The organism is Paracraurococcus lichenis, assembly GCF_030657435.1.
Classification (GTDB): Bacteria; Pseudomonadota; Alphaproteobacteria; order Acetobacterales; family Acetobacteraceae; genus Paracraurococcus; species Paracraurococcus lichenis.
Genome location: NZ_JAUTWS010000013.1, coordinates 161064 through 178783, shown reverse-complemented (window position 1 = coordinate 178783; position 17720 = coordinate 161064). Strand labels below are relative to the sequence as shown.

The following is a 17720-nucleotide window of genomic DNA, read 5'->3' as shown; positions in this document are numbered from 1 at the left end:
ATTGCGCTCGGTCACCGCATAGACGTTGGTCGCGCCGAAGGAGCCGACGAAGAGCGTGCCGTTGTCACCCCAGGCCATCTGCCGCGCCTCGGGGATGCCGTGCGCATAGACCTCGATCTTGAAGCCCGGCGGCAGCTTGATCTTCTTGAGGTTGTCGTTGAGCTCGTTGAGCGGCGTCGGCGTCGCCGGGCCGACCGGCGGGGCGAGGCCCTTCTGCGCCTCGGTCTCGTCGCCGAGGAACCAGTCGGGCGGCGGATTCTGCCAGAAGCTCGGCTTGCTGCTGTCGTAGCTCTTCAACTGCGCAGCCGCCTCGCCCCCACCGAGGAGGAGGCCGGCCGCGAGGACGGCTGAGGCGAACAGCGCGGCCCGCTTCGAGACGGGTGGCACGGTCATGAACGACTCCCTGGAAAGCTTGTTGGTTTAACCCGGCCAGCTACGGAACCACGCGCATCGACCGCCGTGCAAGCCCGCAGCCGTCAATGCCAGCGTGAACGCAGCCGGGTCAGGGACGCGTTCCGCGCGGCCGCTGCAGGACCCGGGCGACCAGCCCCTCCGCATCCTCGCTCGCGATGGCGCCGTCCAGCAGCAGGTGCGCCAGGCCATGCGCCATGCTCCAGGCCCGCAGGGCGGCCTCCCGCGAGTCGACCTGCCCGCCAAGCCGCGCGAAGGCCGCATCGGCGGCTTCCGCCAGGGCCGGGTGGCGGCCGGCGCGCGCCAGCAGCGGCCCGAACATCAGCCGGAACCGCCCCGGCCGGGCGAGGGCGAAGCGGACATAGGCCCGGCCCATCTCGTCGAGCGAGGAGGTCGCCAGCGCCGCCCCGAACTCGGCGAAGTGCCGCGCCGCCAGCGCCGCCAGCAGCGCCTCCTTGTCGGCGAAGTGGCGATAGGCCGCGGTCGGGGAGGCACCGGCCATCCGCGCCGCCTCCCTCAGGCTCACCGCGCCATCCCCGCCCGCGTCCAGCAGGGCATCGGCGGCATCCAGCAGCGCCGCCCGCAGGTCGCCATGGTGGTAGGGGCGATCCGATGTTGACACTGTTCACATCCGGGGTATGTTCACAGCGTCAACATACCGGGATGGAGGGCGCGGTCCAGGCCGCGCAGGGACCCATGAAGGCCTATCTCCGCGCGCATCTCGGCCTCGCGCCGAAAATCCTCTATTTCGTCGGGCTCGCGCTCGGCTGGCCGCTGCTCGGGGCCGCGACCGGCCTCCTCGCCGCCCTGGTGGCCTGCGGGCAGCAGGTGCGGCGGGGCGAGTGGCGGCCCTTCGACCTCGCCTTGCTGCTCGGCCTCGCGCTGCTGGTGCCGGTGCATGCCCTGCCCATCCCGGCGCTGGCGCCGCACGGCATCGCGCTCCTGCTCGGCCTGCTGGCCGCCGGCGGCTTCGTCAGCCTCGCCATCGGCCGGCCCTGGACCATGCATGTCTCGGCCGCCGATTACCGCGGCGCGACGGAGACCCCGGCCTTCCTCGCGGTGAACCGCGCGATGTCGGCGCTCTGGTCGGTGCTCTTCGCCTGGTTCGCGCTCGCCGCCCTGGCCGGCTTGGCCGGCCCCTGGCGCTGGGGGCCGATGCTGCTCGGCGCCCTGGCGACCGCGTTCGGCCCGAAGCTGCTGGTCCGCCGCGCCCTGGCCGCCATGATCCGGCAGAAGGCGCCGGAGACCTGGCCGGCCCCTGCCCTGCTCTCGCCCGGCGCGCCGCCGGTCCGCGTCATCGGCGCCGGATTGGGCGGGCTGACCGCCGCGGCGCTGCTGGCCGAGGCCGGCGTGACCGTCACGGTGCACGAGCAGCACGACCTGCCCGGCGGCTTCGCCCATACCTGGCCGCGCCGCGCCCGCGGCCAGGACCCGGCGACGGGGGAGGTCCTGCGCTTCCGCTTCGATTCCGGCGTGCACGACATCTCCGGCTGGCAGGCGGGCGGGCCGCTGCGCCGCGTCTTCGCCCGGCTCGGCATCGAGGACGCGGTAGAGATGCGCCGCCTGGACCACCGCTACTGGGACCACGGCACGGTCTTCGACCCGCCGCGCGACCCCGCCGCGCATGCCGAGGCGCTGGCCGCCCTGCACCCGGAGGATGCGGATGGCATCCGCGCGCTCTTCGCCGAGCTCCGCACGCTCTACGACTCGATGTACGCGACCGGCGAAGGCCGCGGCGGCATCCCCGGCACGCCGCCGACGCCGGAGGCGCTGCTGGCCTTCGCCGCCGCTCACCCCTTTGCCGCGGCCTGGATGGCCCGGCCCTGGGACGCCTTCCTCGCACGCCACCGGCTGAGCCCGGCGGCCAGGGCGCGCCTCTCTGCGCTTGCGGGCTACCTGACCGACGCGCCGGAGAGCCTGACCGTCGCGCAGATGGTCCCGATCTTCGGCTATGCCCTCCATGGCGGGGTCTATCCGGTCGGCGGCTCCGGCCGGCTGGCGGAGGCCCTGGTCGCCTCCATCCGCGCCCGCGGCGGCGAGGTGGCGCTGAACCAGCCGGTGCAGCGGGTGCTGGCGGAGGGCGGCCGCGTCTCCGGCATCCTGGTCGGCGGGCGCGCCCTCCCGGCCTCGGCCGTGGTGCTGAACGGCGACCCGATCGCCGCCGCCCGCCACATGCTGCCGGCCGGCGCGGTCTCGGCGCGGCTGGCCGCGGCGCGGCCTTCCTGCTCGGCCTTCGCGGTACACCTCGGCCTCCGCGGTGCGCTCGACCTGCCGCCGGTCGTCCATGCCGGGACGCGGCTCGGGCCGGTCGGCATGGTGGTGCCCTCGGCGGTCGACCCCGCCGCCGCGCCGCCCGGGTGCTCGACGCTCGAACTGCTGGTCCTGCTGCCGCAGGCCGAGGCCGCGGCCTGGCTGCCGCCGGAGGGCTTCCCGCCCGACCTCGAGGCCTGGCGGCGGACGGAGGCGTATCGCAGGCGGAAGGCCGCCTTCGGCGAGGCGCTGATCGACCGGGCCGCCGAGGTCATCCCCGACCTGCGCGCGCGCATCCTGGTGCGGCACGACGCCTCGCCCGCCACCTTCCGGCGCTATGCCTGGAGCACGGGCGGGGCGATCTACGGCACCGCCGGCCGGCTGCCGGCGAAGCAGCGCCTGCCCGGGCTGGTGCTGGCCGGCGCCGCCACCCATGGCGCGGGGGTGGAGGCCGTGGTGATCTCCGGCGCCGAGGCGGCGGAGGCGCTGCTGCCCGGCCTGCTCGCCCGCGCCCCGGCCGAGGCCATGCGCCTCGCCGCCTGAGGCCCGCGGGGTGGCGGAGCCGCGGCTACTCCGCCGCCTGCGCCACGCCCTCCGCCGCCGCGTCCCGGCGCGGCAGCAGCAGGTGCACCGCCAGCACCGCGACCAGGTAGGCCCCGGCGCCGACGAAGAAGACCAGCGTGTAGTTGCCGCCCGTCGCGTCCAGGATCCGCCCGACCACCTTGGCCGAGAAGCCGCTGAGGATCGAGCTGATGCAGCCACCGAGCCCGACCGCGCCGGCGATCGCGCCCTTCGGCATGGTGTCCGAGACCAGGGTGAAGAGGTTGGCCGAGAAGCCCTGATGCGCCGCCATGGCGAGGCCGATCAGCAGCACCGCGGTCCAGATCCCTTCCACCCGCGGCGCGAGGAAGACCGGCACGGTGCAGATCGCGCAGGCCAGCAAGGCGAGCTTCCGCGCGGTGAAGACCCCGAAGCCCGCCCGGATCAGCCGCCCCGACAGCCAGCCGCCGCCGATCGAGCCGACATCGGTCATCAGGTAGATCACGACCAGCGGCAGGCCGAGTGCCAGCAGGTTCACGTGGAACCGGTCGAAGAGGAAGCTCGGCACCCAGTTGTTGTAGAACCACCAGACCGGGTTGGTGAGCACGCCGCCGACGATGTAGGTCCAGGTGCCGGCATAGGCGAGCAGCGCGGTCCAGGGCACGCGCTCGACCGGCGGCTCGGGGTCGCTGCGGATATAGGCGAGTTCCTCCGGCGTGACGTCCGGATGCACCTCCGGCGCGCGGTAGAGGCCGAGCCAGAAGACCAGCCAGAGCAGGCCGACCGCGCCGCTGACATAGAAGGCCGCCTGCCAGCCCCAGGTCGCGGTGACGAAGGCGGCGATCAGCGGCGCCAGCAGCCCGCCGATATTGCTGCCGGAGTTGAAGACGCCGGTCGCCAGCGCCCGGTCGCGGCGCGGGAACCAGGTGGCGACGGTCTTGATGCAGGTCGGGAAATTGCCGCCCTCGCCGAGGCCGAGCATGACGCGCGCGAGGGTGAAGCCGGTGACGGAGGCGACGAGCCCATGCGCCGCGGAGGCCACCGACCAGACCATGGCGGCGACGGCGAGGCCGATGCGGATGCCGACCTTGTCGGTGAAGGCGCCCATGCCGGCATAGCCCGCGGCATAGGCGATGCTGAAGGCGAAGACGATGTCGCCGTAGTCGCTCTCGGAGAAATGGAGCTCGCCCTGGATCGTCGGCTTCAGCACGCCGAGCAGGTTGCGGTCCATGTAGTTGACGGTGGTGATGGCGAAGAGCAGGGCGACGATCACCCAGCGGGTGCGCCCGCCGGGCGCGGCGCGCCTCGGGTCCCCGGTACCGGCCATGGCCTGTTTCCCCCCGGTGCCGGCCGGTCCGGGGATGCCCCGCTCCGCCCTGGCCCGGGGGAGCAACGCGCGGGAGCGCTATCGGGTGCGCGCTGGCGCGCACCGCGGGAACCTCAGCGGTGCGGCCGGCCCCGGGCCGAGAGGCGCGGCGGCACCATGCCCATCAGCGCGAGCCAGGGCGCCCAGGCGGCTTCCCAGACCTGGATCCAGGCCAGCATCGGGTTGGAGGCCTCCATCAGCCGGCCCCAGGTCTCGAAGCCGGCGGGGGCGGTGAGGCTCAGCACCAATTGCTCGGGCCCGGCAGGCCCGGCGGCGCGGCGATGGCGGATCTCCACCTCCAGGCCGCCGGGCAGGCGCCCGATGGCACGCAGGTCCTGGGGCAAGCCATCGGTGGGCGTCATCGTGGGGCTCTCCGGCTCTCCGGGCGATTGGCATTCCACAACGCGCCGCCCCGTGGAATGGTGCTTTCGCCCAGGAGCCTTAACGCCTTGTGTCGCGGCCGGGCCACACGGCCTTCGGGTCAGGCCTCGCCGACGCAGTCCAGCATCGCCGCCTGCAGGGCATCCCCGGGCGCCTTGCCGCCCCAGAGGACGAACTGGAAGGCGGGGAAGAAGCGCTCGCATTCCGTGATGGCGATGTCGACCATATCCTCGAGGCTCTCGGCGCTGGCCGAGGGCGCGCCGCGCAGCAGGACGGAGTGGCGGAAGACCGGCACCCCCTCCTCCGACTCCAGGCCGAAATGGCCGATCCAGAGCTTCTCGTTCGCCAGCGCGAGCAGTTCGAACAGCTTGCCGCGGGTCTCCGCCGGCACCTTCATGTCGAAGGCGCAGGAGAAGTGCATGGCGCTGATCTCCGGCGACCAGGAGAAGAACAGGCCGTAGTCGCACCACTTGCCCGGCGCCTCGGCGGCCATCTCGCCGTCGGAGCGGCGCTCGAAGGCCCATTCATTGGCCGCGACGATCTGTTCGAGCACGTCGAGGGGGTTGGTCGCACGCTCGCGCACGCGGGCCTGAAGACCGGACATCGCGGCACCTCCTCTGTCATCCTGCGGACAGTGGCCCCCTGGGCCCCATCACCCCGGACTACCGAGTCTTGGGTGAATCGGGCGCCAGTGACCACCACCTATAGACTACGCAGGCGCCAAACGCCCCCGCAAGGGCGGTGGTTGCCGCGTCGATTCACAATGCGTTCCAGACCTGTGACATTTTTCGACGGTGTGTTGCGGCGGGTCTCGCGGACCCGCCGCCGGGTCACACCCCGTCCGGCGTCGCCTCGGTCTTCTCGGTCGGCGGCACGCCGGCGGCCTGCGGCGGCTGGATCGCCTCCCCGGCCGCGATGCCCGCCGCCTCCGGGCCGGCGGTGAGGCTCGACGCCGCCATCGTGGCCAGCCTGGCCTCCAGCGCCACGACCCGGGACTCCAGCGCCTCCTGCGCCTCGCGCGCCCGGCGGGCGAGTTCCATGGCGGCGTCGAAATCCTCGCGCTTCACCAGGTCCAGCCGCTGCACCATGGCATCGACCTGGGCGCGCGCCGCCGCCTCCATCTCCGCCCGCGCCCCGGCCAGCGCCGAGAAGGCGCCGCCCGCCACCCCCGCGAGGTCGTCGAAGAGGCTGCCCCGGCGGCGCCCGCCGCTGCCCGTCTCGCTCATCCGCTGTCTCCTTGTCCCGGCATGATGGTCAGGGGTCGGGCGGGGATCGCCGCCCTTCACAGGCCGCGCCGCCGCGCCCTATACCCCGCGCCGTCCCGGCGCAACGGTGCCGCGGCCAGCCAGGGATCCCGCCCGATGTATCTGGTCACCGGGGGTGCCGGTTTCATCGGCTCCAACCTCGTCGCCGCGCTCGCCGCCCGCGATGCCGAGGTGATGGTGGTCGACCGCCTGGGCACCGAGGACAAGTGGCGCAACCTGGCGAAGCACACCATCGCCGGCCTGCTGCCGCCGGAGGCGCTGGAGGATTTCCTCGCCACCCGGCCGCCGCTGACCGCGGTGCTGCACATGGGCGCCATCAGCGCGACCACCGAGACCGATGGCGACCTGGTCGCCGCCACGAACCTCACCCTGCCGCTGCGCCTCTGGGAGGCCTGCGCGGAGCGGGAGACCCCCTTCCTCTACGCCTCCTCCGCCGCGACCTATGGCGACGGCGCGCAGGGCTTCGAGGACGATGCCTCGCCCGCGGCCCTGGCGCGGCTCCGGCCGCTCAACCTCTATGGCTGGTCGAAGCTCGCCTTCGACCGGCGCGTGGCGCAGATGCTCGGCCGCGGGGCACCGCGGCCGCCGCAATGGGCGGGGCTCCGCTTCTTCAACGTCTACGGCCCGAACGAGCACCACAAGGGCCGCATGGCGAGCGCGCTGTTCCACAAGTTCCGCCAGGTCATGGCCGGGGAGCCCGCGACGCTCTTCCGCTCCGACCGCGAGGGAATCGCCGACGGGCAGCAGATGCGCGACTTCGTGCATGTGGACGACTGCGTCGCGGTCATGCTCTGGCTGCTCGAGAACCCGCAGGTCTCCGGCCTCTTCAATGTCGGCTCCGGCCGGGCGCGGAGCTTCCTCGACCTCGTCCATGCCATGTTCGCCGCCATGGGCCGCGAGCCCGACATCCGCTTCGTCGACATGCCGGCGGACCTGCGCGGCAAGTACCAGTATTTCACCGAGGCGCCGCTGGACCGGCTGCGCGCGGCGGGCTTCAACGCCCAGACCACGCCGCTGGAGGAAGGGGTGCGCCGTACCGTGCAGGACCACCTGATGACCGGCGATCCCTACCGCTGATGCTCTTCGCCATCCCCTTCCCGGCCTTCGACCCGGTGCTCGTCCAGGTCGGGCCGCTCGCCATCCGCTGGTATGCGCTGGCCTATATCCTCGGCATCGTCCTCGGCTGGCTGCTGGGGCGGCGGATGGTGGCGCTCGAGCCGGCGGTCGCCACGCGGCAGCAGGCGGACGACTACATCACCTGGGTGACGCTCGGCATCATCCTCGGCGGGCGGCTCGGCTATGTGCTCTTCTACCGGCCGGGCCACTACCTCACCCACCCGCTCGAGATCCTGCAGGTCTGGCAGGGCGGCATGGCCTTCCATGGCGGCATGCTGGGCGTGATCGTGGCGACCGTGCTGTTCTGCCGGCAGCAGCGGATCGACCTGCTGGCCTTCGGCGACCGCGTCGCCTCGGTGGTGCCGATCGGGCTCTTCCTCGGCCGCTGCGCCAATTTCGTGAACGGGGAGCTCTGGGGTCGGCCGGCGGATGTCCCCTGGGCCATGGTCTTCCCGCACGACCCGCTGCAGGTCCCCCGCCACCCCAGCCAGCTCTACCAGGCGGGCATGGAGGGCGTGCTGCTCTTCCTGCTGCTGCAGGCGCTGGTCCATGTGCCGGCGATCCGGGCGCGGCGCGGTTTCGTCGCCGGCGCCTTCCTCGCGGGCTATGGCGTGGCGCGGACCCTGGGCGAGTTCTTCCGCGAGCCCGATTCCTTCCTCGGCTTCCTCTTCGCCGGCGCGACCATGGGGCAGTTGCTCTCCCTGCCGATGATCCTGGTGGGCCTCTGGCTGATGGCGCGGGCGCGGCCCGCAGCGCGGGAGGTGGCGGCCTGAGCGATCCCCGGGACGAACCCGAACGCCTCGACCGCTTCATGGCCCGCGCGGTCGCGGCCTATTACGGCGGCCGCGACCCCTTCGGCGCGGCCGGGGACTTCACCACGGCGCCCGAGATCTCCCAGGCCTTCGGGGAATGCCTCGGCCTCTGGGCGGCGGTGACCTGGCAGCTCATGGGCAGCCCCGCCCCGGTCGTGCTGGCCGAGCTCGGCCCCGGCCGCGGCACGCTGATGGCGGATGCGCTGCGGGCGGCGGACGTCGTGCCGGACTTCCGCGCGGCGCTCAGGGTGCATCTGGTCGAAACCTCCCCCAGCCTGCGCGCCGCCCAGCGGCAGCGGCTCGGCACGGCGGTCGAGGCCTGGCACGAGGACAGCGCCACCTTGCCCGCCGGCCCGGCCATCATCCTGGCCAACGAGTTCTTCGACGCCCTGCCGATCCGGCAATTCCTCCGCCAGGGCGGCGCCTGGCTGGAGCGGCACGTGGCCGGGGGGCAATTCCTCGACCTGCCGGCGGCGGACCCGCCCGCCCTGCCGGCCGCGGCGCCGGAGGGCGCCATCGCCGAGGTCGCCGAGGCCGGCATGGCGGTCGCCGCCAGCCTCGCCGCCCGGCTGCGGGACCAGGGCGGCGCGCTGCTCGCGCTCGACTACGGCTATGCCGAGCCCGCCCTGGGCGACACCTTACAGGCGATGACGCGGCACGGCCGCGCCGAGCCGCTGGCCGAGCCCGGCATGGTGGACCTCACCGCCCATGTCCCCTTCGCCGCCCTCGCCGATGCCGCCCGCGCGGCCGGCGCCGCCGCGCATGGCCCGCTGCCCATGGGGCTCTTCCTGCAGCGCCTTGGCCTGCCGCAGCGCGCCGCGATCCTGGCGCGGAGCGCCGCCGGCGCCGGCCGCCGCGACCAGGCCGGGCTGATCCTCTCGGGCGCCGAGCGGCTGGTCGCGCCGGAAGGGATGGGCCGCCTGTTCAAGGCGCTCTGCCTGTGCCATCCCGCCCTCCCCACCCCTCCGGGTTTCGAGACCGCATGACGGATGCCGAGTACCTGACCACCCCTGCGCTGGCCGCGGTGACGGGGCTGCGCCACGGCTTCTTCACGCGCCGCGGGGGCGTCTCCGAGGGGCCCTGGGCGGCGCTGAACTGCTCCCTCTCCGGCCAGGACGACCGCGACCGCGTGCGGGAGAACCGCCGCCGCGCCGCCGCCGCCCTCGGCTGCGACCTGCCGGCGCTGCATGGCCTGACCCAGGTGCACGGCATCGCGGTGGCGGAGGTGGACGCGCAGGGCTGGCGGGAGGGCGAAGGGCCGAAGGCCGATGCCCTGGTCACGCGGCGGCCCGGCATCGCGCTCGGCATCGTCACCGCCGATTGCGCCCCGGTGCTCTTCGCCGACCCCGCGGCCGGGGTGATCGGCGCCGCCCATGCCGGCTGGCGCGGCGCGGTGGACGGGGTGCTGGAGGCGACGGTCGAGGCCATGGAGCGGCTGGGCGCCGCCCGCGCCCGCATCCTCGCCGCCGTCGGCCCCTGCATCGCCCAGGCGAGCTACGAGGTCGGGCCCGACCTGCGCGATGCCGTCCTCGCCCGCGACCCGGAGGATGCCCGCTTTCTCGCCCCGGGCCGGAGGGAGGCGCGCTGGCAGTTCGACCTGGCGGGCTATTGCGCCGCCCGCCTCGCCGCCGCCGGCCTTGCTTTGGTGGAGGGCGCGGCCACCGACACCCTGGTGGAGGAGCACCGCTTCTTCAGCCATCGCCGCCGGACGCTGGCCGGCGGCGGCCCGATCGGGCATCAGATCAGCGCCATCGCCCTGGCGCCCTGACCCATGCCCTATCTCGTCCAGTTCATGATGCTGACGCTGCTCACGCTGCTGGTGTCCTGTGTCCTCTTCTAAGTCAGCCATAGGGCGCGTCTGCAATGCGCTGCGGCTCGTCTCGCCGGGTCTTTTCCGTCCTGGCGGCGTCCGTGGCCTTGCCGATGCCGCCAGCATCGGCTGCACCCGCGTCCTGGCCAGGCCGAAGAATCCCTCGCCGATCCTTCGCCGGTCCCATTGCAGACACGCCCTCGCCCTCGCCCTCGCCGGCGCGCTGCTGCTGGCGCTGTCGGCCTGCGGCGACCTGCCGCAGCCTTATCGCGGCCGGCCCGGCGGCCAAGCCGGGGTGCTGGCCATCCCGCTCGCCGTCCGCCTCGCCGTCCGGCCGCCGGACGAGGCCATGCTCCCCGGCAAGGCGGCGGAGGCCTATGCCGAGGCGATCACATCGGCGCTGCAGGCGCAGGACGTCCCGGCCATCGCCACCCCGACGCCCCTGCCGCTCGACTGGCAGGTGGAGGCGACGGCCGAGCGGCGCGGCCAGGAGGTGGTGCCGCGCTTCCGGCTGCTCGATGCCGACCGCAAGCCGCAGGCGGCGACCGAGGGCTCCCCCGTCCCGGTGCGCGACTGGGCGGAGGCCGAGCGCCCGCTCTTCGACCGCGTGGCGCAGGAGGCGGCGCCGAAGCTGACCCAGTTGCTGCTGCAGGTGGAGGCGGCGCGGAAATCGACCGACCCGGCCTCACTCACCGCCGGCCCGCCGAAGCTGCACATGGTGGGCGTGAAGGGCGCGCCTGGCGACGGCAATACCTCGCTCGGCACCCGCATGCGCGAGCAGTTGGGCAACCAGGGATTCGTGGTGCAGGAGACCGCGGAGGGCGCGGCTTACGCGCTGCAGGCCGAGGTCTCGGTGGTGCCGACGCCGGTGCAGGGGGTGGAGCGGGTCGAGATTCAGTGGATCGTCAGCCGCCGCGACGGCGAGGAACTCGGCCGCGTCGTGCAGATGAACGAGGTGCCGGCGGGGCGGCTGAACCGGCTCTGGGGCGACATCGCCTATATCGCGGCGGAGGAGGCGGCTGGCGGCGTGAAGACCGTGGTCTCCAATGCCATGACCGCGCCGCCCACCACCACGGATGCACCGAAGCCGGCCGGGCCGCAGGCCTCCTCAACCCCGCCGGCGCCGCCGATCCTGCGCTGAGCCGCCGCGCCGTCCGCACACCGCGCCGACCGGCGGAGGCCGGGACCGCCGCCGGTGAGGATCACTCGCCGGCCAGCCGCCGCACCGCATCGAAGCCGACGGAGATGCTGCCGAGGACGAGCCTGAGGTCGCCGTCCTGCCGCTCCGCCGCCGTGGCGCGGGCGACCACCGTCGCATCGACCGACTGGTTCGTGCCGCCGCTGTCCCGCGCCGTGACCGTGAAGCGATAGGCGCCATCCGGCTGCCGCTTGCCCTTCGCGTCGAGGCCGTTCCAGGCCCAGTCCTGCGACGCCGCCGTCAGCGTCACCTGGTCCTGCCGCAGGGTGCGGCCGGCCGCGTCCAGGATGGTGACCACCGCCTTGCCCGAGCCCGCCGGCAGCCGCAGCACCGCCGCGCCGTCCTGCAGCGGAAGCTGGTCGCTCTCGACCTCCACCTGCCTGCCCATCAGCGGCGCCGCGGCGGTGAGCTGGGACGTCTGCTGCAGGCCGATCAGCTTGCCGAGATTGGTGTTCATGTTGATCTGCTGCTCGACCGAGGCGAATTGCACGAGCTGCTGGGTCATCTGGTTGGTGTCCATGGCCTGGGTCGGGTCCTGGTTCTTCAACTGCGCCGTCAGCAGCGTGAGGAAGGTGTTGAAGTCGCCGCCGAGGCCGGTGGTGCTCTTCTGTGTGGCGGTCTTGGTCTGCGTGGCGGTGGTGTCGGTCACGGTCGTCATGCGGCGGCTCCCCTAGACGGCGATGTCGAGCAGCGAGAGGGCGAGGCGGCGCGTCCCGGCGGAGGGCGTCGCCTCGGGCAACGGCGCGGCCTGCGAGTGGCGCGCCGGCGGGCGGCGCTCGCCGCCACGCCCGTCGGCCGCGCCCTCGCCGCCCGCGAGGTCGAAGCGCAGCCCGCCCTCGCCCACCGAGACGCCGGCCTGGCCGAGGGCGCGGTCGAGTTCCCGCGCGTCGCGCTGCAGCAGGGCGAGGGTCTCCGGCCGCTCGGCCGTCACCCGCACGGCGGAGGTATCGCCCTCGGCATCGCGCTCGATGCGGATCTCGACGCGGCCAAGCGCCTCCGGCTCGAGCGCCAGGGTCAGGCGCGGCGCCTGGCCGGGGCCGAGCGCGAGAGCAATGGCCACCGGCGCGACCTGGCGGGCGGGCGCCGGCGCCGGGCGCGGCGCGGCGGGGGTGGCGGCCGGGGCGGGCGCCTCGGCCGGGGTGGCGGGCGCCGCCTGACCCGCCGCGGCGACGACGAGCGGCGACGCCGCATCGCCGGAGGCAATGGCCGACGAGGCCTGGGACGGCGCTGGGGCAGGCACGGGATGGGTGGCGGTTGGCGCCGGCTGGTCCTGGCGAGACGCCGGGCCTGGCACGGGACCGCCCGGGACGACGGCATCGGGCGACGCGGCCTCTGCGCCGAGGGGCACCGGGTCGGGGTCCGGCTGCCCGGGCAAGGGCGAGAGGCGAGTGCCGGCCGGGCCTCGGGCGGAGTGCGGGGGCGCGTCGGTCGCGGCGGCCTGGCCGGGGTTCGCAGGGGTTCGCGCCGCGCGGGTGGGCGAAGGCGGCGGGACCGTGGCCGCGACGGCCGGCGCCGTGCCGGACCGGGCCGCGGGGATGGGCGCCGCCTCACCGCCGCCCGGGATGGCCCCTGGCGCGGATGCAGCAGCCTGGATCGCCCGGCCCTGCGCCGGATCGGATGCAATCCCGACCGCTTGCGGTGCCGTCCCCGGCAGGGGGGCAGGCAGTTCCGTCCCCGGCCGATGCGCGGGGGCGGCGCCGTCGGCCTCCGGTCTCCGGACCGGCACGGCGGCCGATGGGGTCGGGTCCGCCACCGGGGCGGCCCCCGCAGCTCCTGTCGTCCCTGGCGTCGAGGCCTCGGCGACCGGGGCCGTCCGGGCCTGTCCCGTCTGCGGCGAGGCCTCGCCGGCCCGGATGCCCGCCGGCGCGCCGGGATCGGCCCCGGGGCGGCCGGGCGCCTGGACCAGGGCGGGCGTGGATGCCGATGCGCCCGGCGGGCCCGCGGCATCGGGCACGGTCGTGTCCGGCGCGGGCACCACTGCGGGCCGGGCCGGCGGCGCGGCGGGCGCCGCCGCGATGCCCTGGGGCATGGGCGGTGCGGTCGCGGGCAGGACCGGCGTCACGGCGCGAGACGGGTCGGCGGGAGGCACCGGATCGGCCTCCCGCGAGGCCGATGGGTCCACCCAGGGCACTCCGTCCGGGGCGGGCATCCGCTCCGCGCCGGGACCCTGCGACGGCAGGGGGCCGTCCTCGGGCAGGCCGACCGTCCTGGCCTCGCCCTCCTCCGCCGGGTCCCGCTCTGCGCCCGGCGCCTCCGGGCCGTCCTTGCCGGGCGGCTTCTGCGCCTTCGCCATGGCAGCCGCGAAGCCGGCCTTGTCCTCCGCTGCCCTCGCCTCCCCCTCCGCCCGCGGCAGGGCGGGGCCGGGCTGGGCGGGCGCGGGCCGGGTCGGGATGGCATCCATGCCGGGACGGAAGCGCGGCGCGTGCCAGCCCCCGCCGGCGGCGCTCCGGCAGGACCCGCCGCCCGCCCGGCAAGGCCTGCCGCCCGGCCGGCAAGCCCCGCCGCGCCGGCGGCGCCCGGCGCTGGCACGGCCGCTGCACCGGCGCCGGCAGGTCACGCCCACCGCTCACGGAGCCCTCAGCGCATGTCCCTCTTCGGCTCGCTCACCGCGGCCATCAGCGGCCTCACCGCGCAGAGCCGCGCGCTCGGCGACATCTCGGACAATGTCGCCAATAGCCAGACCATCGGCTTCAAGCGCGTCGACACCAGCTTCACCTCCTACATCACGGAGTCCAGCGCGACGGTGAACGAGCCGGGCGCGGTCGTCGCCCGGCCGGACTACACCAACACCATCCAGGGCACGATCCAGCAGTCGGAGAACTCGCTGGCGCTGGCCATCAGCGGCCAGGGCTTCTTCAGCGTCGCGGCCTCGACCGGCACGGCGAACGGCCTGCCGACCTTCGACTACCGGCAGTTCTTCACCCGCGCCGGCGACTTCAAGCTCGACCGCGACGGCTACATGGTCAACGGCTCCGGCTATTACCTGCGCGGCTGGCCGGTGGACAGCGCCGGCAACCCGGACCGCACCACGCTGACGCCCATCCGCGTCAACCAGCAGGTCTTCAACCCGGTCGCCACCAAGCAGGTCGACTTCACCGCCAACCTGCCCTCCGGCAGCGCCAATGGCGCCACCTACACCACCCAGGCGGAGGTCTATGACAGCCTCGGCACCAAGCACCCGGTGAACCTGAGTTTCAGCAAGACCGCGGCCGATACCTGGACCCTCGACATCAATGTCCCGGACGACGTCAGCGCCGCCGCGCGCGGCACGGTCTCGCTGCAGTTCGGCGCCGCCGCGACGCCGCCCGCCACCGGCGGCACGCTCGGCAGCTTCTCCAGCGCCACCGGCTCGATCACGCCGCCCGCCACCAATGCCCAGGGCGATCCGGCGAACCTGACCTTCACCGCCGATTTCGGCCAGGGCCCGCAGACCGTGTCCCTCGCCCTCGGCCAGTTCGGCCTCTCCCAGGGCATGACGCAGTACGACACGGCCGAATTCGCGGTCCGCAACAACATCCAGGACGGCGTGCCGCTCGGCGCCTATTCCGGCCTGACGCTGCGCCAGAACGGCGACGTGGTGGTGAACTACGACAATGGCCAGAGCCGCGTGCTGGCCCGCGTGCCGCTCGTCGCCTTCAACGACCCCGAGCTGCTGCAGCGCCTCGACGGCCAGGCCTTCATGCGCACGCCCGAGAGCGGCGAGGCGCGCGTGACCGATGCCGCCTCGAACGGCGTCGGCAAGCTCGTCACCGGCTCGGTCGAGAGCTCGAATGTCGACATCGCCAGCGAGTTCACCAAGCTGATCGTCGCGCAGCGCGCCTATTCCGCCAACACCAAGATCGTCAGCACGACGGACGAGATGCTGCAGGACACCATCAACATGCGCCGCTGAGGCAGCCCCGCGGGTAGCGCGCCATGAGCCTCGACAGCGTCCTCACCATCGCGCGCAGCGGCCTCGCCGCCGTGCAGCGCGAACTGGCGCAGGCCTCGCAGAACATCGCCAATGCCGAGACGCCCGGCTATACCCGCAAGGCCGTGCCGCAGCAGTCGCTCACGGTCGGCGACAGCCCGGCCGGGCTGCGCAGCGGCGAGGCGCAGCGGTCGGTGGATACGGCGCTGCTCGCGCGGCTCGATGCCAGCCGCGCCGCCGCGGCCGGCGCCACGCTGCGCGAGCAGATCCTGCAGGGCGTCGAGCAGGCGCATGGCGCGGCCGGGGAGACCATCGCCGATGGCCTCTCGGACCTGCGCAGCGCCTTCCTCGCCCTGCAGGCGGCGCCGGCCGATGCCGGCAAGCAGCGCACCGCGGCAGCGGCCGCGGCGACGGTCGCCGCGCGGCTGAACGGCGTCTCGGACGCCATCGGCGCGGCGCGGCAGCAGGCGCAGGACAGCATCGTCGCGGAAGTCGCGAAGGCCAATGCGGCGCTGCACGACATCGCCGACCTCACCACGCGGCTCAAGGCCGGCGGCACGGGCGATGCCGCGGCGCTCGAGGACCAGCGCGACCAGGCGATCGCCACGCTTTCCGAGGTGATGGACGTGCAGGCGGTGCGGCGCGACGGCGGCGACCTGCTGCTGGTCGCACGCGGCGGCATCGTCCTGCCGCTGGAGGCGAAGCGCGACGTCCTGGCGACCGCGCCGGCGACCGTCGCGCCGGATGCGTATTGCGGCGCCGGCGGCACGCTGCCGGGGGTGACGCTGAACGGCCTCGACATCACCGGGCAGCTCCTGGGTGGGCGGCTCGGCGAGAGCCTGGCGCTGCGCGACCGCACCCTGCCGCGCTACCAGGCGGAGGCCGATGTGCTGGCCGGCAACCTCGCTGCCCGCATGGATGGCGAGGGCCTCACCCTCTTCACCGATGCCGATGGCAGCAGCGTCCCGGACCCGACGCAGCCCTATGCCGGCAGCAGCCAGGTCGGCTTCGCCGGGCGGATCAGGGTGAACCCGGCGGTGGACGGCAACCCCGCCCTGCTGCGCGACGGCACGCATGCCGTCCTGGCCAGCCCGAGCGGCGCGACGGATTTCACGCCCAACCCGTCCGGCGGTCCGGCCGGCTTCACCACCCTGATCGACCGCGTGCTGGGCTTCTCGCTCGGCGCCGAGGCCGCCTCCGGCCAGCCCTGGACGGCGATCGCCGGCAGCGGGCTCGGCCCCGATGGCGGCCTCGCCTCCCCCTTCGCCGCGCCGGCGACGCTCGCCGACTATGCCGGGCAGATGGTCGCGGCGCAGGTCGGCGACCGCGCGTCGGCGACGGCGGCGAAGGAGCAGGCGGCCGCGCTCGGCACCACGCTCGAGGGGCGCTTCGCGCAGCAGTCGGGCGTCGACACGGATGCCGAGATGGCCTCGATCGTCGCGCTGCAGAACGCCTATGCGGCCAATGCCCGGGTGCTCGGCACGGTGCAGACGCTGTGGGAGACGCTGATGGGGGCGGTGCGGTGACGAGCGTCAACGGCTATGGGCGGCTGGCCGCCGACAGCAGCGCGCTCCGGCTGCAGGTGGAGCTGCTGACGCGCCAGGTCTCGACCGGGCGGAAGGCGGAGGCGCAGGGGGACATCGCGCCCGACCTGCCCCGGGCGCTGACGCTCCGCGCCGAGATCGCCCGGCGCGACACCTACGGCACCGCGATCTCGGAGGCGCTGAGCCGCAGCGGGGCGACGCAGACGGCGCTGCAGCGGCTCGGCGACATCGCCCGGGAATTCGCCGACGACGTGGCGATGAAGCTCGACCCGAACGACCCGAATGCGCTCTCCCTGGTCGCGCCGCGGGCGAAGGCGGCACTGGTCGAGGTCGGGCAGCTCCTCGACAGCCAGAGCGCCGGCGAATACCTCTTCGGCGGCTCCGACCTGCGGAACCCGCCGGTGCCCGACCCGGAGGGGTTGCCGGGTTCCGGCATGGCGCAGCAGGTCGCCGCCGCGGTCGCAAGCCTCGGCGGCGGCAATGCCGCGGCCGTCGCCGCCGCGACCAGGGCGGCGGCGATGGACGACAGCCCGGGCGTCACGCCCTTCTCCGCCTTCCTCTCCGATCCCGCGGCGGGCCTGGCCGAGCCGCGGCGGGCGGTGCCCGCGGGCGACGGGCAGGCGGTGCCCTATGGGCTCTTCGCCAACCGCAATGCCGCCGCTGCCTCCGCCGGGGAAACCACGGGGTCCTGGGCGCGGGACCTGCTGCGCGGGCTGGCCAGCCTCGCCGCGCTGACGCCGGCCCAGACGGCCTCGCCAGACGACTTCCGGGCGCTCGCCGGCACCATCCGCGACGGGCTGCGGAGTGCGGCCGACGGCATCGCCGACGAGGCGGGCGCGCTCGGCCTGACCGAGGCGCGGCTGACCACGGCGAAGGAGCAGCATGCGACGCTCGGGGACGCGCTGAAGGGCCAGCTCTCGGATATCGAGGAGGTGGACCTCGCGGCGACCCTGAGCCGGCTGCAATCGACCCGGACCGCGCTGGAGGCGAGCTACACCGCCATCGGCCGGCTCGGCGAACTCAACCTCACCCGGTTCCTTCCGTAATCCCATGCCGGTTCAGGGACCATTAAGTGCGACCTGCGACTTTCCGAGGGTTGCGCGTGCGGCGTCAAAAG

General features: G+C 74.4%; 16 protein-coding genes and 1 pseudogene. 9 read left to right on the top strand and 8 right to left on the bottom strand.

Going from position 1 to position 17720, the window contains the following annotated elements; genetic code table 11:
* Window positions 1-393: pseudogene (locus tag Q7A36_RS15800) on the bottom strand (hypothetical protein); the annotation flags it as partial.
* Window positions 394-502: 109 nt separating this feature from the next.
* The gene (locus Q7A36_RS15795) at window positions 503-1033 is read right to left on the bottom strand and encodes a TetR-like C-terminal domain-containing protein (RefSeq protein ID WP_305104681.1); all 531 of its coding nucleotides are present in this window, start codon (window positions 1031-1033) and stop codon (window positions 503-505) included.
* Between the two features lie 74 nt (window positions 1034-1107).
* Here Q7A36_RS15795 and Q7A36_RS15790 point away from each other — a divergent pair, with 74 nt between their 5' ends.
* Entirely contained in the window at window positions 1108-3204 is a 2097-nt protein-coding gene (locus Q7A36_RS15790) for a phytoene desaturase family protein (protein ID WP_305104680.1), read from the top strand.
* Window positions 3205-3229: 25 nt separating this feature from the next.
* Here the strand turns inward: Q7A36_RS15790 and Q7A36_RS15785 are convergent, their stop codons facing one another.
* The 4 genes from Q7A36_RS15785 to Q7A36_RS15770 form a co-directional block, all read right to left on the bottom strand.
* Window positions 3230-4528, bottom strand: coding sequence for an MFS transporter (locus Q7A36_RS15785; RefSeq protein WP_305104679.1), 1299 nt, complete (start codon window positions 4526-4528; stop codon window positions 3230-3232).
* 113 nt (window positions 4529-4641) lie between these two features.
* The gene (locus tag Q7A36_RS15780) at window positions 4642-4929 is read right to left on the bottom strand and encodes a hypothetical protein (RefSeq protein ID WP_305104678.1); all 288 of its coding nucleotides are present in this window, start codon (window positions 4927-4929) and stop codon (window positions 4642-4644) included.
* Window positions 4930-5048: 119 nt separating this feature from the next.
* A complete protein-coding gene (locus Q7A36_RS15775) occupies window positions 5049-5552 on the bottom strand; it encodes a type III secretion system chaperone family protein (RefSeq protein ID WP_305104677.1) in 504 nt (167 codons plus the stop codon).
* A 226-nt stretch (window positions 5553-5778) separates the two neighbouring features.
* Window positions 5779-6174, bottom strand: coding sequence for an accessory factor UbiK family protein (locus Q7A36_RS15770; protein ID WP_305104676.1), 396 nt, complete (start codon window positions 6172-6174; stop codon window positions 5779-5781).
* A 135-nt stretch (window positions 6175-6309) separates the two neighbouring features.
* On the opposite strand from Q7A36_RS15770, the gene rfaD reads away from it, so the two are divergent.
* The 5 genes from rfaD to Q7A36_RS15745 are packed head-to-tail and all read left to right on the top strand — an operon-like array spanning window position 6310 to window position 11092.
* Window positions 6310-7290 (top strand): ADP-glyceromanno-heptose 6-epimerase, encoded by a 981-nt coding sequence (gene rfaD / locus Q7A36_RS15765; protein ID WP_305104675.1) that lies wholly within the window; start codon window positions 6310-6312, stop codon window positions 7288-7290.
* Window positions 7290-8102 carry a prolipoprotein diacylglyceryl transferase gene (gene lgt / locus Q7A36_RS15760; RefSeq protein ID WP_305104674.1) on the top strand — a complete coding sequence of 271 codons (813 nt, stop codon included), beginning with the start codon at window positions 7290-7292 and terminating at the stop codon, window positions 8100-8102. Before rfaD ends, lgt begins: the two co-directional genes overlap by 1 nt.
* Before the next feature lie 38 nt (window positions 8103-8140).
* A complete protein-coding gene (locus Q7A36_RS15755) occupies window positions 8141-9127 on the top strand; it encodes a class I SAM-dependent methyltransferase (RefSeq protein WP_305104673.1) in 987 nt (328 codons plus the stop codon).
* Window positions 9124-9909, top strand: a complete 786-nt coding sequence (gene pgeF / locus Q7A36_RS15750; protein ID WP_305104672.1) for a peptidoglycan editing factor PgeF — start codon at window positions 9124-9126, stop codon at window positions 9907-9909. Before Q7A36_RS15755 ends, pgeF begins: the two co-directional genes overlap by 4 nt.
* Before the next feature lie 58 nt (window positions 9910-9967).
* Window positions 9968-11092, top strand: a complete 1125-nt coding sequence (locus Q7A36_RS15745) for a hypothetical protein (protein WP_305104671.1) — start codon at window positions 9968-9970, stop codon at window positions 11090-11092.
* A gap of 61 nt (window positions 11093-11153) precedes the next feature.
* Here the strand turns inward: Q7A36_RS15745 and Q7A36_RS15740 are convergent, their stop codons facing one another.
* Both Q7A36_RS15740 and Q7A36_RS15735 read right to left on the bottom strand, forming a co-directional pair.
* On the bottom strand, window positions 11154-11807 hold the full coding sequence (locus Q7A36_RS15740; RefSeq protein WP_305104670.1) for a flagellar hook assembly protein FlgD: 654 nt from the start codon (window positions 11805-11807) through the stop codon (window positions 11154-11156).
* A 12-nt stretch (window positions 11808-11819) separates the two neighbouring features.
* Window positions 11820-13550 (bottom strand): flagellar hook-length control protein FliK, encoded by a 1731-nt coding sequence (locus Q7A36_RS15735; protein ID WP_305104669.1) that lies wholly within the window; start codon window positions 13548-13550, stop codon window positions 11820-11822.
* 183 nt (window positions 13551-13733) lie between these two features.
* Here Q7A36_RS15735 and flgE point away from each other — a divergent pair, with 183 nt between their 5' ends.
* From flgE to Q7A36_RS15720, 3 genes are read left to right on the top strand one after another with little or no spacing between them, the layout of a single operon-like run.
* Window positions 13734-15041, top strand: coding sequence for a flagellar hook protein FlgE (gene flgE / locus Q7A36_RS15730; protein ID WP_305104668.1), 1308 nt, complete (start codon window positions 13734-13736; stop codon window positions 15039-15041).
* Between the two features lie 23 nt (window positions 15042-15064).
* On the top strand, window positions 15065-16585 hold the full coding sequence (locus tag Q7A36_RS15725) for a flagellar hook-associated protein FlgK (protein ID WP_305104667.1): 1521 nt from the start codon (window positions 15065-15067) through the stop codon (window positions 16583-16585).
* Window positions 16582-17649 (top strand): flagellin, encoded by a 1068-nt coding sequence (locus tag Q7A36_RS15720; protein ID WP_305104666.1) that lies wholly within the window; start codon window positions 16582-16584, stop codon window positions 17647-17649. The genes Q7A36_RS15725 and Q7A36_RS15720 overlap by 4 nt, the downstream gene beginning before the upstream one ends.
* The last annotated feature ends 71 nt before the right edge of the window (window positions 17650-17720 follow it).